The sequence below is a fragment of the Kribbella sp. NPDC050470 genome, from assembly GCF_044458365.1.
Lineage (GTDB): Bacteria > Actinomycetota > Actinomycetes > Propionibacteriales > Kribbellaceae > Kribbella.
In genome coordinates, this window is record NZ_JBITHV010000008.1 from 396,600 (window position 1) to 411,529 (window position 14,930).

Below are 14,930 nucleotides of genomic sequence, written 5' to 3' on the forward strand. Positions count from 1 at the left end.
TTAGCGCCAAAGCACGGGCTCTGGGAAGTGGCCCGCTGGAGGGTCATTCTTGCCGCATGGGTGAAGGGGTGGGCCGGCTGTCGTACCTGGACTGGTTGCGGGTGCTGGCGGTGTTCGGGGTGTTCGTGTTCCACACGCTCCGGCCGTTCGACGACGGCGACTGGCACGTCAAGAACGCCGAGACGAGCGAGGGGATCTCGATCGGGATCGCGTTCCTGGGGCTGTGGGGGCTGGCGTTCTTCTTCCTGCTGTCCGGCGGGGGCGCGTGGCTGGCGCTGCGGTGGCGGACCGCGGGTGGCTTCGTCCGGGAGCGGTTGCTCCGACTGCTGCTCCCGTTCGCGGTCGCGTACGTGCTGCTGTCGCCGCCGCAGTACTACCTCGAGCAGCACCACAAGGGCGAGTCGGACGCGTCGTTCCTGAGCGATGTGAAGACGTTCTTCAGCGACCTCGGTGGCGACCCGCCACTGTGGCTGCGGGACACCTATCACCTGTGGTTCCTCGTCTACCTGCTGCAGTTCGCGCTGCTCGGCCTGCCCATCTTCCTGTGGTTGCGCGGTCCGCACGGCCGGCGCCTGGTCGGCTGGATCGCCGAGCGCTGCACGCGGCGCGGATCGATCCTGCTGCTGGCCGTTCCGCTGATCCCGGTCCATCTTCTGCTGCTGGCCGCGCCCGGGCCGGAGCATGGCTGGGGCGAGTTCGTGTTCTTCTTCGACTTCTTCGTGGTCGGCGCGCTGGTCTTCTCCGACAGCCGGCTGATCGCGGCGGTACGGCGGGACGCCGTACCAGGGCTCGTGCTCGGGATCGTCGCGTTCGTCACCGGCGTGGTGACCGGGATCATCGACTTCCTCGAAGGCTGGTGGGAGGACCCCGGCTACTCGTGGCCGTACGTCTGGTACTCACCGCTGATCACGCTGGCGGTCTGGGGCTGGCTGGTCGCCGTACTGGGTGGTGGCATGCGACTCCGTGCTTTCGGGCGACCGCTCCCGACGCCGGTGGCACGCGCCGCGATGCCGTTCTTCCTGGTACACCAGCCGATCATCTTGCTGATCGCGTTCTACGTCGTGGAGTGGGACGCGGGGATCTGGTCCAAGTACGCCGTACTCCTGCCGACCGCCTTCGTGCTGTCAGCCACCCTCGCCTGGCTCCTGTCGACCGTGCCGGGCGTTTCGGTCCTCTTCGGTGTAAAGCGGCCAGTCGAGCACCGAGCGGACTCGACGGCGGGGACGTCAGACGCTGCGTAGGACCGAGACGACGATGCCGAGGATGGCTGCGTTGTCGCCGTCGATGACTTCGTAGGCCGGGTTGCGGGGCTCGAGGTAGACGTGGCCGTTGCGGCGGCGGTAGACCTTCACCGTCGCCTCCTCGTCGATCATCGCGGCGACGATCTGGCCGGAGTGCGCCTCGGACTGCTGGCGGACCACGACGATGTCGCCGTCGCAGATGGCCGCGTCGATCATGGACTCACCGCGGACCCGCAGGCCGAACACGTTGCCGCGCCCGGTCAGCTCGCGCGGCAGCTGCATCACGTCGTCCACGTGCTCGATGGCGGCGATCGGCGTACCGGCCGCGATGTCACCGACCACGGGCACGGGCACCGAGCTCTCGCCGGAGTCCCGCGCTGCGGTCTCCTGCAGGAACATCCGGACGTCGATCGGCCGGGAGACCGACGGGCTGCGGCGCAGGAAGCCCTTGTCCTCGAGGCTGGCGAGGTGCTTGGACACCGACGAGGACGAACGCAGCCCGACGGCGTCGCCGATCTGCCGGCTGCTGGGGGCGTAGCCGTACCTGACCACCCAATCGCGGATCACCACCAGCATCCGCTGCTGCCGCTCCGGCAGCGCTGCCGTGTCCAGGTCCCCGAAGAGCTCCACATCAGTCACCCGCCGAATGCTAAGACCCGCCACCGACACTCCCGAGACCCGCCGCGCCGAAATGACAACATCCGCCGACCGACTCCGACGTCGCCGACAAGAACCAGGTCGAGTCAGGAGGCTGTCATGAACGTCGGTCGAGCGCGGTGGGCGATCACCGCGGTGTTCTTCGTCAACGGGTGCCTGGTGTCGAGCTACCTCGCCCGGATCCCGTCGATCAAGGTCGAGCACCAGCTCAGCGAGAGCGAGTTGGGCGTCGTGCTCACCCTGTTCGGCGCGGCGGCGCTGATCTCGATGCAGTTCGTCGGCGGGCTCGCCGCGCGGGTCGGCACCCGGCGACTCATCCGCGTCGCCCTCGCGCTGCTCCCGGTCCTGCTGGCCGCCGTCGGTCACGCACGCTCGACAGTCCAACTCGGCATCGCCGTAGCGCTGATGGGCCTCGTCCATGGCGCGGTCGACGTGGCCATGAACGCGCACGCAGTCGCCGTCGAGCGTCTGCGTGGCCGCCCGATCATGAGCGGCTGCCATGCCGCGTGGAGCGTCAGCGCCGTACTCGCTTCGCTGGTGAGCGCTGGCGTCACCCGGGCCGGCGTCGGCATCGGCGCGCAGTTCGTCGTGGTTGGCGCCCTGCTGCTCGTCGCAGGACTGGTCGCGACCCCGGGGCTACTTCCGCCTGAGGTTGACCAAGCGCCCAGCAAGCAGCGTTCGTCGGGCGGCTGGACCCGGCCGGTGCTGGTCTTCGGGGCGATGGGGTTCGTGGTGATGATCGGCGAAGCGGCCGTGATCAGCTGGAGCGGCGTACTCCTGCACGAGTCCCGCGGTGCCACACTCGCCACGGCAGGGCTCGCGTTCACCGCGTTCACCGCCTTCCAGACCGCGGGCCGCCTGATCGGCGACCGCCTGACCGAGCGGTACGGCGCCGACGTCCTGTTCCGCGTCGCCGCACTGGTGGCCGTGATCGGGCTGACCGTGGTGGTCGCCGTACCGCTGTGGCCGGCCGCGATCGCGGGATTCGCCCTGGTCGGACTCGGCGGATCGGTCCTACTGCCGTTGATCTTCAGCGCGGTCGGCCAGACCAACGGTGCCGACGCAGCGACCGCGGTGTCCCGGCTGACCACCTTCACGTACGCCGGAATCCTGATCGGTCCCGCCGTCGTCGGCTGGTTCGCCGCAGGCGTCGGACTGGTCTGGACGTTCACCGGTCTGCTGCCCCTGTTGCTGGGCGTCGCAGCCAAGGCGGGCCTGATGGCTGCCCCGACCAGCGGCAAGGCAACAAAGGCGCAAGTTTCCGTCGAACAGCCTTGACACCGGGGGAGAGGTAGGAAAAATTCTTCCCAAACAGGGCGGGAATGACGGAATATTTCCGCCATCGGTCAAGGGATGTTTCCTCGAAGGGCGGATCGATGACCACTCGTGACAACCTGTCGCGCCGGCTTTTCCTGCAGCGCGCGGCGGTCGGCACGCTGCTGGCCACTGGGGGCGGAACGCTGCTTTCGGCCTGTGCCAGCGGTGGCAGTGACTCCGGTGGCTCCGGCGGCGGTGGCGCGGAGAAGACGGCCGACAACCCGTTCGGCGTGAAGGGCTCCGACCCGCTGGACGTGGTGATCTTCAAGGGCGGGTACGGCGACGACTACGCGAAAGCGCACGAGGACCTGTACAAGAAGAAGTTCTCCGAGACCAGCATCAAGCACGCCGGTATCACCGACATCACGCCGCAGCTGCAGCCGCGCTTCAACGGCGGCAACCCGCCGGACGTGATCGACAACTCCGGCGCCTCGCTGCTGCCGATGTCGACGCTCGCGAGCAGCGGCCAGCTCGCCGACCTGACCGAGGTGTTCGACGCGCCCTCGATCGACGACGCGAACAAGAAGGTCCGCGACACCCTCGAGCCGATCGCCCTCGAGGCGGCGATGCTGGACGGCAAGCCGCTCGTGCTCGAGTACGTGCTGACCGTCTACGCGATCTGGTACAACAAGCCGTTGTTCGCGAAGAACGGCTGGGAGCCGGCCAAGACCTGGGCCGAGTTCCTCACGCTGTGCGAGGAGATCAAGAAGGCCGGCATCGCGCCGATCGCGCACCAGGGCAAGCACGGCAACTACATCGGCGGCGTCGTGATGGACATGGCCGTCAAGCACGGTGGCCACGACGTCATCAAGGCGATCGACGGCCTGGAGCCGAACGCGTGGAAGCACGCGTCGATCAAGATGGCGGCCGAGGCCCTGCTGGAGCTCAAGGGCAAGGGCTACATCATGCAGGGCACCGAGGGCCTGGACCACATCCAGTCCCAGACCGCCTGGAACCAGGGCAAGGCGGCGTTCATCCCGTCGGGTTCGTGGCTGGAGAACGAGCAGAAGACCGTGGCGCCGAAGGACTTCGAGACGACGGCGACGTACACGCCGCTGCTCGACGGCGCCAAGCTGCCGGTCGACTGCGCGCGGATCGCCGCCGGTGAGAACTTCATCGTGCCGTCGAAGGCGAAGAACAAGGCCGGTGGGCTGGAGTACCTGCGGATCATGCTGTCGAAGGAGGCGGCCGGCAAGTTCACCGAGCTGACCGGGTCGCCGACGATCGTGAAGGGCGCGACCGAGGGCATCAAGCTGAGCCCGGGCGCGGCGTCGTCCGACGCGCTGCTGAAGTCCGGTGCCACGAACAACTGGTCGACGTACTTCGCGGCCTGGTACTCGACGATGGACAAGCCGTCCCGCAGCATCTTCGCCGAGCTCGCTGCCGCCCGGATCAACGCCGACGAGTTCTGCAACCGCATGCAGAAGCTCGCCGACGACACCGCGAAGGACCCGGCGACGAAGAAGCAGACGAGGAGCTGACTGCTCCCTGCGGGAGCAGGAAGAAAAGAGGATGTTGTGGGGGTGGCGTGAGTTAATCCCGAAGGATCTTCGGGAGCCACAGTCCGTCGGTTGTGGGTAGTGGCGTACGGCGTAGGTGGTCGATGAGGGTGGTCAGGCCGGGGTGCCGATTCGAGGTGTGCCAGACAAGCGACCACGGGTAGACGGGTGTGGGGTCCTGGATCCGGAGCCGCAGGCGGCTCCGGGGAAAGGGCCCCGCCTCCCGGGTCCGCTCGCCGAAGAAGCTGATCAGCGTCCGCGAGTCCCCGACGGTCGAGGATCTGGCCGCCGACTGTGGGAGGTATCTGCGGGGTTCTCCCTTGGTTTGGTCCTTCTCCCTCGGTATTCGAGGGGGAGAACGGTGCAGTTGCGGGGTTCTCCGGTGAAATTGCCCCGGTCGGTCAGATGTGGTGCCGGGCGGGGTTGTCATGGTGCGGAGGCGGACCGGGATCCGGGAGCGTGGTGGCCTTCGGTGCAGCTCGACAGTACGTATATACCCACGGCCGGCCGCTCCGCGCCTGAACCGACTGGGGATCGGGCTCGAGGACCAGACACCTCCTGTCGAGATGCACACAAACCGGCGTGACGACCCCAACGTTGGCTGACGCGGGACTACCATCGGGCGAGTGAAACCTCCGCCGGGTGCTGTGTTGGATGCCTTTGGGATGACGGGTGCGGCCATGTTGCTGCCGGGTGGGCAGGGGGAGACGTGGCGGGTCGGTGAGGTGGTGCTGAAGCCGGCGCACTTCGTGCCCGAAGCCGAGTGGCGGGCTTCGGTGCTGTCTGGGCTGGTCGATGCCGCTGCGTTTCGAGTGGCCCAGCCTGTGCGAGCGCTGGACGGCGGGTGGGTCGTGGATGGGTGGGAGGCGAGCTCGTCGCTGGCCGGGGCGACCGATGCGCGGCGGCCCGACGACGTACTCGAGGCTGGCGCTGCCTTCCACGCCGCGGTGGCGGACCTGCCGCGACCCGACTTCTTGGAAGTCCGGGACGATCCGTGGACGTACGGCGATCGGGTCGCCTGGGAGGAGTTGCCGCTCGACGGCAGCCACGAGCTCTTGGGCATGCTGATCGACGCCCGGCAGCCGGTGGAGTCGGCGGCACAGGTCGTGCACGGCGATCTCCTCGGGAACGTGATGTTCGCGGACGGATTGCCGCCCGCGATCATCGACTGGCCCGTGTACTGGCGTCCACCGGCCTGGGCCGCGGCCGTCGCAATAGTCGACGCCCTCTGCTGGTACGGCGCTCAGCCCGCGCTGGCTGCTCGATGGGCGCACCTGCCGGAGTGGGGCCAGATGCTCGTCCGCGCCCTGATCTACCGCATCGCCACCGACCTCGCGGCCCGAGGCTCTGCCGACTGGACGTCGTACCGGCCCGCGGTCGAGACCGCGCTCAGCTACACCCGCTGAAGCTCTCGGTCCGGCGCGTTGCTTCGGCTCGCCAGCAGGACGGTGCCCAAGGCAAGCACTCCGAGCGCTGCGCCGATCCAGCCCAGCACTCCATAGCCGGCGCCGGCGTCGATCGCCAGCCCGCCGAACCACGGCCCGACCGTGATGCCGACGTTGAACGCGGACACGTTGAAGGCGGCCGCGAGCGTCGGCGCCGACTCGGCCTCCGCGAACACCCGCGCGTTCACCGCCGGATTGTTGACGAACCCGAACCCGCCGAGCGCGGCCACGGCGGCGACGGCGACCCACGCGGTCCCGGTCCACACCGCGAGTACGACGCACGCCGCGATCACCCCGGTCAGGCCGACTCGCAGCGTCGCGAAGGGACGGGCGTCAGCAGTCCGGCCACCGATCGTGATGCCGGCCAGCGCCCCCACGCCGTACAGCGCCAGGACGATCGGGACCCAGCCTGCGGACAGGCCGGTCGCGTCGGTCACCAGGGGAGCGAGATAAGCGAAGACGACGAGGATCGCGCCGGTCGACAGCGCGGTGGTGGCGTAGGCGAGCCACAAGGCCGGGTTCGTCATCGCACGCAGCTCCTGGCGGAGTTCCGGCGTACTGGCCGATCGTCCGCCCGGGATCGTCGCGATGACACCGGCCATGGCGATTGTCGACAATCCTGCAACCGCCCAGAACGCGGCCCGCCAGCCGAGGTGCTGACCGACGACAGTGCCGGCGGGGAGGCCGACGATGCCGGCAATGGTGAGGCCACCGGCCAGGATGCTGATCGCGCGGGCTCGCGCGGCCGGACCGGCCAGCCCGATCGCGGTGACCGCGGCGACCGCCCAGAACCCGGCGTACACGAACGCCGCCACGATCCGGGTCGCGAGGAGTACGCCGTACCCGGGTGTGAGTGCCCCCGCGACGTGGGCCACGGCGAAGATCGCGAGGAAGGCCAGCATGGTCGCGCGGCGGGACCAGCGCAGGGTCACGACGGCGAGAATCGGTGCGCCGACCAGCATGCCGACCGCGAACGCCGAGATCAGCAGGCCCGCGGCCGGGATCGACACGTCCAGATCGGCCGCGATCTCGGGCAGCAGGCCGGCCAGCATGAGCTCGGACGTCCCCTGGGCGAAGATCGCCAGGCCGAGGACGTAGACAGCGAGCGGCATCGGGTTCCTCTCATAGTGGATCGATCGGTGCAAAACGCGGACGTGCGGCACCGAGGTCAGCGGAATCAGGTCAGAGGGTTCGCAGGGCCGCCGCCACGACAGCCTCTTGGGCGGCGGTTGTCGCTCCGGCGCGGGCCGAGACGCGCAGACCGCTCAGTACGACGAAGACGTACCTGGCCAGCGCGTCCGGATCATGGCCGGCATCGATCTCGCCGGCAGCCTGCGCGGTGCTGATGGCGGTGGTGAGCGCCTCGACCCTCAGGAGGTTGTCGCGTTCGAGAAGCTCGGCGATCTCGGGCTCGTGGGGCGCGAGCTCGACGAGGGTGTTGACCACGAAGCAGCCGAGCGGATCGGTCGCCGCCGGCTCGACCGCGTCCCACAGGATCTCCCGGATGCGTTCCCGGATCGGCAGGTCGGCGCGCTGGATCAGCTCGAGCTGGGCTGCGTTCCGGGTGTCCATGTAGTGGCGCAGGGCCCGGTCGAACAAGTCGCGCTTGCTGCTGAACGTGTTGTAGATGCTGCTCCGGCCCAGCCCGGTGGCCTCGCACAGGTCCTGCGTCGACGTGCCTTCGTAGCCGAACGTCCAGAACGCCTTCATCGCGGCATCGACGGCACGGTCCTCGTCGAACGTCCTCGGCCTCGGCATGCGCCCACCGTAACACGTTATGGATCGAGCAGTCCAAAACCCGGAATCCCGGCGCTGAGCTGCATCGATAGCATCTGTGCATCGAGGCGAGTGCCACAGGCTCTTCGACAGAGCCAGTCGCACTCGCCTTGACTAGGCAGTGTCCGGCAATCCCCCGCCTACTGCGCGGCACTCGGCACGGCACCTCGCCGTGCTGGAGCAAAGGCCACGATGGATCCGCATCGAGACCTTCGCTCCAGCACGCCGATGCACCGCACCGAGCACCTGCTCGCGACGGCGGTGGATTGCCGGACACTGCCTGGGATCCGGGGTTGGGACTGGGGGGCTCTGTGCGCTTTCGGGACCGGCCGTCGCCGAAAAGTGAGGAGCTTCAGTGAGGCTGAAGAAGCCTTGGGTGGTGGCGTTAGCCTTCGCCTTGATTGCCGGTGGAGTTGCGGTGGTGACCATCACTCGCCCAGCAGCCGCCGATGAAACGAAAACCGTGTCCTACCGGGGTTATGAGGTGAAGGTGCCGGCGAGCTGGCCGGTCGTCGACGTGGCCGCCAATCCGGCGACCTGCGTCCGTTTCGACCGCCCCGCCGTATACCTCGGCCGCAGCAACGCGCAGGCCGACTGCCCCGCGCATCAGGTCGGCCGCAGCGAGGGCATCGTGCTCGAGCCGCTGACCACCGCCGAGCCGTCCACGCCGGGGCTGGAGCGCCGTGTCGTCAAGGACGCCGGTGTGCTCGCGACCGCCTACTACGCACCGGGTGACGAGCAGGCGGCGAACGACGTACTGGCCACCGGCCGGGTCGTGACGAAGAGCAAGTCCGCCCAGACGGTCCAGGAGCCGGCCGCGGTCGCCGCGTCCATCGTTGCCTCGGGCACCTACAAGGGCAACGCCTTCGACACCTGCGCGGCGCCGAGCCAGTCGACTATGGACGCCTGGCTGCCGACGTACAAGATGGTCGGCATCTACATCAGCGGCGGCCTGCGCGCCTGCCAGCAGCCGAACCTGACCGCCGGCTGGGTCTCCACGAACGCCGCCAAGGGCTGGCAGTTCCTGCTGATCGACGTCGGCATGCAGGCGCCGTGCACGGAGTACAGCAGCAAGATGTCGACCGTCCCGGCGACCGCGCTGGCCCAGGGCAAGGCGGCCGCCGCCAACGCCGTCGCGTCCGCGCAGGCGCTCGGCTTCGCGCAGCGCAGTGCGATCTACAGCGACATCGAGGGCTACCCCTCCACGGCAGAGTGCAAGGCCGCGGTGCTGTCCTACCTGAGCGGCTGGACCCAGGAGCTCAACGCCCGTGGGTACGTCGGCGGTGCGTACGTCGCAGCCGGCTCCGGCGGCGCGGACCTGGTCAGCGCCTACACGAATACGGCGTACACCAAGCCGGACAACCTGTGGTTCGCGCACTGGGGCTCGACGCCGGGAACCAGCCGCTTCATCCCGTCGACGTACTGGGCCAACCACCAGAAGGTGCACCAGTACCAGGGCAACGTCAAGGAGACGAACGGTGGTGTGGAGGTCAACATCGACAAGAACTGGGTCGACCTGACCGCTCCGCCACCGCCGGTGAGCAGCTTCAGCGTGACCGGTGGCGTCGGCGCGGCGACGCTGCGGTGGACCAAGCCGGCCGACACCACGCTCGGCCAGATCATCGTCCGGGCCGCCTCGGGCAACACGCCGCCGGCGCTGCCGACGTCGGGTGCGGCGGCCTACAACGGCGCGGCGAGCTACTTCACCGTGACCGGCCTGCCGAACTCGGCGAGCTACGCGTACCGGGCGTTCGTGAAGGACAGCACCGGCAAGATCGGCCCGGGCGTCGACACGCGGCTGATCGGGACCAAGGCCACGATCACCGCCAGCGCGGCCTCGATCATGTACACCCGCACGTCCACGCTGAGCACGACGGTGACGCGGATCAACGACGGCGCCAAGCTGGCCGGCGTACCGGTGGTCCTGTACGCGAAGGCGAAGACCGCGTCCAAGTGGTCGGTGGCCGGGACCTTCACGTCGGACGCGAACGGCGTCGTGAGTACGGCGCAGAAGCCGTCGGTGTCGACGTACTACATGTGGGGCTACAACGGCTCGACCGGGCTGCTAGGGACGCGGAGCGCTGCGCTGCTCGTCCAGGTGCAGCCGGCGATGTCGGCGTACCTGCTGCCGAGTGCGGTGACGCTGGGCCAGGCAGCGGCGCTGTACGGGTACCTGAACCCGCCGCACGCGGGGATGACCGTGTACCTGCAGCGGCGCTCCGGGACGAGCTGGGTCGCGGTGACGACAGGCAAGCTCGCGACGAACGGGAAGTACGCGTTCAGCATCAAGCCGACGGCGCGTGGCACCTACACGTACCGCGTGGTGTGGCTAGCTGACGCCGACCACCAGGGGACGCAGACGGCGTCCAAGGTCCTGACCGTCAGCTGAGGTTCGGGATGGCCGGGCGTGCAGCGGCCCGGCCATCCCCTTTGGCGATCGACATGATCGGCAACAATCGCTTTTCCTGATACTTCTGGAGCCCTAGCGTCTTCGGTATGGAGAAGCTGTATGCGGTGAACGGTGTGGAGCTGTGCGCGGAGACGTTCGGCGATCCCGCTGATCCGGCGGTGCTGCTGATTCACGGTGCCTCGGCGTCGATGCTGTGGTGGCCGGAGGAGCTGTGCCTCGCGTTGGCCGAGCGGGGGCGGTACGTGGTCCGGTACGACCAGCGGGACACCGGGCGATCGACGTCGTACCCGGTCGGGAAGCCGGAGTACTCGATGCGGGACCTGGCCGCCGATGCGGTCGGACTGATGGATGCCCTGGGCATCGAGCGGGCGCACGTCGTCGCTGTCTCGATGTCGGGCGGGGTCGGGCTCGTGCTCGGTGTCGACAATCCTACGAGGGTGGCGTCGGTGACCTTCGTGTCGACGACGACGGGCGCCGACGACCTACCGGCGCCCTCGGCGGACATGCCTCGATTCGACCGGGCGGACTTCGCCGAGGTGGAGGAGTACGTCGCGCAGCTGGCCGTCGCGGAGATGGGTCCGCTCGCCGACCTGGAGTCGATGCGCGACCTGGTACGGCGGGACGTGGCCCGGGCGCGTGATTATGAGGCGTCGTTGACGAACCCTTTCGCGATGGACTTCGACGGGCCGGTGCACGGCGGGTTCGGTGACCTCTCGATGCCGGTGCTGGTGATCCACGGTGAGCTGGATCCACTGCTGCCGTTGGCGCATGGGGAGGCGGTGCGGGACGCCGTACCCGGTGCTTCGCTGGTGATGTTGAAGGGCGCTGGGCATGGGGTACCCGAGCCCTTGTGGGAGGCGTTCGTGGACGAGGTCGTACAGCACACAGGGGAGCGATGATGCGGCACGCGGTGTGGGTTCCGTTGTTCGACGAGCTGGCCGATCCGCGGGCGGTCGCGCGATTGGCGGCGTCGGCGGAGGAAGCGGGATGGGACGGGTTCTTCGTCTGGGACCAGCTCTGGTGGCGGCCGCCGGTGTCCGCGGTGGCCGACCCGTGGATCACGCTGACGGCGGTCGCCGTCGCGACCGAGCGGCTGCGGTTCGGGCCGATGGTCACTCCGGTCCCGCGCCGGCGGCCGGTGAAGCTGTTGCGCGAGACAACGACTTTGGACGTGCTGAGCAACGGGCGGCTGACGCTCGGGGTCGGGCTGGGCAGCGACCGGTTCGCGGGCGAGTTCTCGCGGTCCGGTGAGGAACTCGACGACCGGATCCGCGCCGAGCAGCTGGACGAGTGTCTGCAGATCCTGACCGCCGGCTGGTCGGACGAGACCGTCGTCCACCGCGGCAAGCACTACCTCGTCGACTCGGTTCGCTTCGAGCCGCGCCCGGTGGCGGGACGGGTCCCGATCTGGTGCGCCGGCTTCCCCGGCAAGCCCAAGCCGATCCGCCGGGCCGCCCGGTACGACGGGTACTTCCCGGTCAACCTGACGTCGCCCGACCAGGTCGCCTCGGCTGTCGAAGCGGTCTCCGCCGAGCGTGGCTCCCTCGACGGGTTCGACATCGTCATCGCGCTGTCGCCGTCGACCGACGGCCGCCCGTATGCCGCGGCCGGCGCGACGTGGTGCCTGACCGATTTCGACCCCGACCTGCGACTGGCCGACGTACAGGCCGTGGTGAAGGCCGGCCCACCCCGCTGAGCGCAGGTGTGGCTGCTTGAAGCGGTTGGCTGAGTAGGGGGATCCGGGCGTCACGGGGAGTGACGTCTGTTGTCCTGCCGCGGACGGGTGTCTAATCGAAGGAAGTGTGGGTACTCCAGGCGCGGAGTGGGGGCACGGGAGGTCGCATGGCCAGCGTCAGCGAACGAACCGGGATCACCGAACGCACCGGCCCGCCGCTCGCCGAAACCACGGGGCGGCGGCCGCTCGGGCAGGTGATCGGCAAGCTGCTGTCGACGACCGACCACAAGGTCATCGGCCAGCTGTACCTGATCACGTCGTTCGCGTTCTTCCTGGTCGGCGGCGTGATGGCGCTGGTCATTCGCGCCGAGCTGGCCGAACCGGGCCTGCAGATGGTGAACGAGGAGGTCTACAACCAGCTGTTCACCATGCACGGCACGATCATGCTGCTGCTGTTCGCGACCCCGCTGTTCGTCGGCTTCGCCAACGTGATCATGCCGGTCCAGATCGGCGCCCCGGACGTCGCGTTCCCGCGGCTGAACATGTTGAGCTACTGGATGTTCCTGTTCGGCGGTCTGATCGCGTCGGGCGCGTTCTTCACCCCGGAAGGCGCGGCCGACTTCGGCTGGACGGCGTACGCGCCGCTCTCGACGGCCGAACGCTCACCGGGTATCGGCGGCGACCTGTGGGTGATGGGCCTGTGGATGGCCGGCACCGGTACGATCCTCGGCGCGGTCAACTTCGTCACCACGATCATCACCATGCGCGCGCCGGGGATGACGATGTTCCGGATGCCGATCTTCTGCTGGAACATCCTGATCACGTCGATCCTGGTGCTGATCGCGTTCCCGATCCTGGCCGCCGCGCTGCTGATGCTGGAGGCGGATCGAGCACTCGGCGCCCAGGTCTACACCGCGGCGAACGGCGGCGCGCTGCTGTGGCAACACCTGTTCTGGTTCTTCGGGCATCCCGAGGTGTACATCATCGCGCTGCCGTTCTTCGGCATCATCACCGAGGTCCTGCCGGTCTTCAGCCGCAAACCGATCTTCGGGTACTACGGTCTCGTCGCGGCGACGCTCGGGATCGGCGTGCTGTCGATCGCGGTGTGGGCCCACCACATGTTCACCACCGGGGGAGTGAGCCTGCCGTTCTTCTCGTTCATGACGTTCCTGATCGCGGTCCCGACCGGGGTGAAGTTCTTCAACTGGATCGGCACCATGTGGGGCGGGTCGGTCTCGCTGGACACGCCGATGCTCTGGTCGGTGGGCTTCCTGGTCACGTTCCTGTTCGGCGGCCTGACCGGCATCATCCTGGCCTCGCCGGCGCTGGACTACCAGTTGAACGACTCGTACTTCGTGGTCGCGCACTTCCACTACGTGGTGTTCGGCACCGTGGTGTTCGCGATGTTCGCCGGGTTCTACTTCTGGTGGCCGAAGATGACCGGCCGGATGCTCGACGAGCGGCTCGGCAAGCTGCACTTCTGGCTGCTGTTCATCGGCTTCCACACCACGTTCCTGGTGCAGCACTGGCTCGGTGTCGAGGGCATGCCGCGGCGCTACGCGACGTACGGCGCCAACGAAGGCTTCACGGTCTTGCACCAGGTCTCCAGCGTCGGCGCCTTCATTCTGGGCGCCTCGACTCTGCCGTTCCTCTACAACGTGTGGAAGTCCCGCCGCTCACCTCTCGTGACTGTCGACGACCCCTGGGGTTGGGGCCGCTCGCTGGAGTGGGCCACCAGTTGCCCACCGCCACGCCACAACTTCGACCAACTCCCCAGAATCCGCTCTGAGAGCCCCGCCTTCGACCACCACCACCCGGACATTGCCCTCGCCGAGTACTCCGCCAACCGAGCACCCGCCGACAACCTGCTGGACGCCGGCGAGGACCAAGGCCGAGTAGACCACCTTAAGTCCCAGGAACCCGACGACTGACAGCCAGCGACTGGCACGCCCACCGGCCGTGAGTCAGGCCGGGAGGCGGCTGAGGATCGTGGTGAGGTGGTCGGCGGTTTGCTGGGGTGGGGGACTGGTGGAGGCCAGGAGGTTGAGGGTCTGGGTGTAGGTGTCGACGTCCTCGCGTTTGTCGAGGTAGAGGGCGCTGGTGAGGTGCTCCAGGTAGACGACGTCGGGAAGGTCGCGCTGAGGGAAGCGGAGGAGCGTGAAAGCGCCGCCGCCGGCCGGGTGACCGGGGGAGTCGATCGGGATGATCTGGACGGTGATGTTCGGGCGCTCGACGGCCGCCCGGAGCGAGTCGAGCTGGTCGCGCAAGACCTGCCGGCCGCCGATCGGGCGGAGCAGGACCGCCTCCTCGATCACGGCCCAAAGCTTCAACGGTGGCTCACGATCGAGCACCCGTTGGCGCCGCGTGCGGAGGTCGACGACCCGTTCCACCTCTTCCTCGGAGCGGGCGCCCTCCGGCGTCAGCCGCGCGACCGCCCGCGCGTAGTCGGCCGTCTGCAGCAGCCCCGGGACGAACTGGATCTCGTATGTCCGGATCAGCTCGGCTGCCGCCTCGAGCCCGAGGTACGCGTCGAACCAGTCCGGCGTGACGTCGCCGTACCGATGCCACCAGCCGCGGTTGTTCGCCTCGCGGGCCAGCTGCAGCAGCCGATCCCGCTCCCGCGGCTCGGTCACGCCGTACAGGGTGAGCAGGTCCTCCACGTCGCGCTGCTTGAACCCGACCCGGCCGAGCTCCAGCCGGCTGATCTTCGACTCCGACGACCGGATCGTCCACCCGGCATCCGACCGGCTCACCCCCGCTCGCTCCCGCAGGCGCCGCAGATGTGTCCCGAGCATCATCCGCAGCGCCGTCGGCCCAACCTCACCGTGCCCCGCCATGACCACACTCTACATGATTCTCGAACATATGTTCTACTCGCGAATCTGTCCGCTGCCATGCTTTGTGACGTGT

At 68.5% G+C, this 14,930-nt stretch carries 12 protein-coding genes; 8 read left to right on the forward strand and 4 right to left on the reverse strand.

Annotated elements, in window-relative coordinates; translation table 11 throughout:
* Positions 1 to 56: 56 nt before the first annotated feature.
* Entirely contained in the window at positions 57 to 1,241 is a 1,185-nt protein-coding gene (locus tag ACIBGM_RS26085) for an acyltransferase (protein WP_360523681.1), read from the forward strand.
* Here the strand turns inward: ACIBGM_RS26085 and lexA are convergent.
* Positions 1,227 to 1,880 carry a transcriptional repressor LexA gene (gene lexA / locus ACIBGM_RS26090; RefSeq protein WP_360523684.1) on the reverse strand — a complete coding sequence of 218 codons (654 nt, stop codon included), beginning with the start codon at positions 1,878 to 1,880 and terminating at the stop codon, positions 1,227 to 1,229. The two genes, ACIBGM_RS26085 and lexA, sit on opposite strands and share 15 nt — an antisense overlap.
* Before the next feature lie 117 nt (positions 1,881 to 1,997).
* Between lexA and ACIBGM_RS26095 the strand changes: the two genes are divergently transcribed.
* The 3 genes from ACIBGM_RS26095 (at position 1,998) to ACIBGM_RS26105 (ending at position 6,120) form a co-directional block, all read left to right on the forward strand.
* The gene (locus ACIBGM_RS26095) at positions 1,998 to 3,176 is read left to right on the forward strand and encodes an MFS transporter (RefSeq protein ID WP_396386987.1); all 1,179 of its coding nucleotides are present in this window, start codon (positions 1,998 to 2,000) and stop codon (positions 3,174 to 3,176) included.
* Positions 3,177 to 3,274: 98 nt separating this feature from the next.
* Positions 3,275 to 4,696: an N-acetylglucosamine/diacetylchitobiose ABC transporter substrate-binding protein gene (gene ngcE / locus ACIBGM_RS26100; protein WP_396386988.1), complete on the forward strand. Its 1,422-nt coding sequence runs from the start codon at positions 3,275 to 3,277 to the stop codon at positions 4,694 to 4,696.
* A 644-nt stretch (positions 4,697 to 5,340) separates the two neighbouring features.
* Positions 5,341 to 6,120 (forward strand): TIGR02569 family protein, encoded by a 780-nt coding sequence (locus tag ACIBGM_RS26105; protein ID WP_360523693.1) that lies wholly within the window; start codon positions 5,341 to 5,343, stop codon positions 6,118 to 6,120.
* Here the strand turns inward: ACIBGM_RS26105 and ACIBGM_RS26110 are convergent.
* Together ACIBGM_RS26110 and ACIBGM_RS26115 are read right to left on the reverse strand one after the other, a co-directional pair.
* Positions 6,108 to 7,271: a Cmx/CmrA family chloramphenicol efflux MFS transporter gene (locus ACIBGM_RS26110; RefSeq protein ID WP_396386989.1), complete on the reverse strand. Its 1,164-nt coding sequence runs from the start codon at positions 7,269 to 7,271 to the stop codon at positions 6,108 to 6,110. The genes ACIBGM_RS26105 and ACIBGM_RS26110 overlap by 13 nt on opposite strands.
* Positions 7,272 to 7,341: 70 nt before the next feature.
* The gene (locus ACIBGM_RS26115; RefSeq protein ID WP_396386990.1) at positions 7,342 to 7,917 is read right to left on the reverse strand and encodes a TetR/AcrR family transcriptional regulator; all 576 of its coding nucleotides are present in this window, start codon (positions 7,915 to 7,917) and stop codon (positions 7,342 to 7,344) included.
* A 373-nt stretch (positions 7,918 to 8,290) separates the two neighbouring features.
* Here ACIBGM_RS26115 and ACIBGM_RS26120 point away from each other — a divergent pair, with 373 nt between their 5' ends.
* From ACIBGM_RS26120 to ctaD, 4 genes are all read left to right on the forward strand, one after another.
* The gene (locus tag ACIBGM_RS26120) at positions 8,291 to 10,324 is read left to right on the forward strand and encodes a glycoside hydrolase domain-containing protein (protein ID WP_360523702.1); all 2,034 of its coding nucleotides are present in this window, start codon (positions 8,291 to 8,293) and stop codon (positions 10,322 to 10,324) included.
* A 107-nt stretch (positions 10,325 to 10,431) separates the two neighbouring features.
* On the forward strand, positions 10,432 to 11,244 hold the full coding sequence (locus tag ACIBGM_RS26125; RefSeq protein WP_396386991.1) for an alpha/beta fold hydrolase: 813 nt from the start codon (positions 10,432 to 10,434) through the stop codon (positions 11,242 to 11,244).
* The gene (locus ACIBGM_RS26130) at positions 11,244 to 12,041 is read left to right on the forward strand and encodes an LLM class flavin-dependent oxidoreductase (protein WP_360523708.1); all 798 of its coding nucleotides are present in this window, start codon (positions 11,244 to 11,246) and stop codon (positions 12,039 to 12,041) included. The genes ACIBGM_RS26125 and ACIBGM_RS26130 overlap by 1 nt, the downstream gene beginning before the upstream one ends.
* A gap of 146 nt (positions 12,042 to 12,187) precedes the next feature.
* A complete protein-coding gene (ctaD, locus tag ACIBGM_RS26135) occupies positions 12,188 to 13,951 on the forward strand; it encodes a cytochrome c oxidase subunit I (RefSeq protein WP_360523711.1) in 1,764 nt (587 codons plus the stop codon).
* A 33-nt stretch (positions 13,952 to 13,984) separates the two neighbouring features.
* Here the strand turns inward: ctaD and ACIBGM_RS26140 are convergent, their stop codons facing one another.
* Positions 13,985 to 14,857: a helix-turn-helix transcriptional regulator gene (locus ACIBGM_RS26140; protein WP_360523714.1), complete on the reverse strand. Its 873-nt coding sequence runs from the start codon at positions 14,855 to 14,857 to the stop codon at positions 13,985 to 13,987.
* Between the last annotated feature and the right edge of the window lie 73 nt (positions 14,858 to 14,930).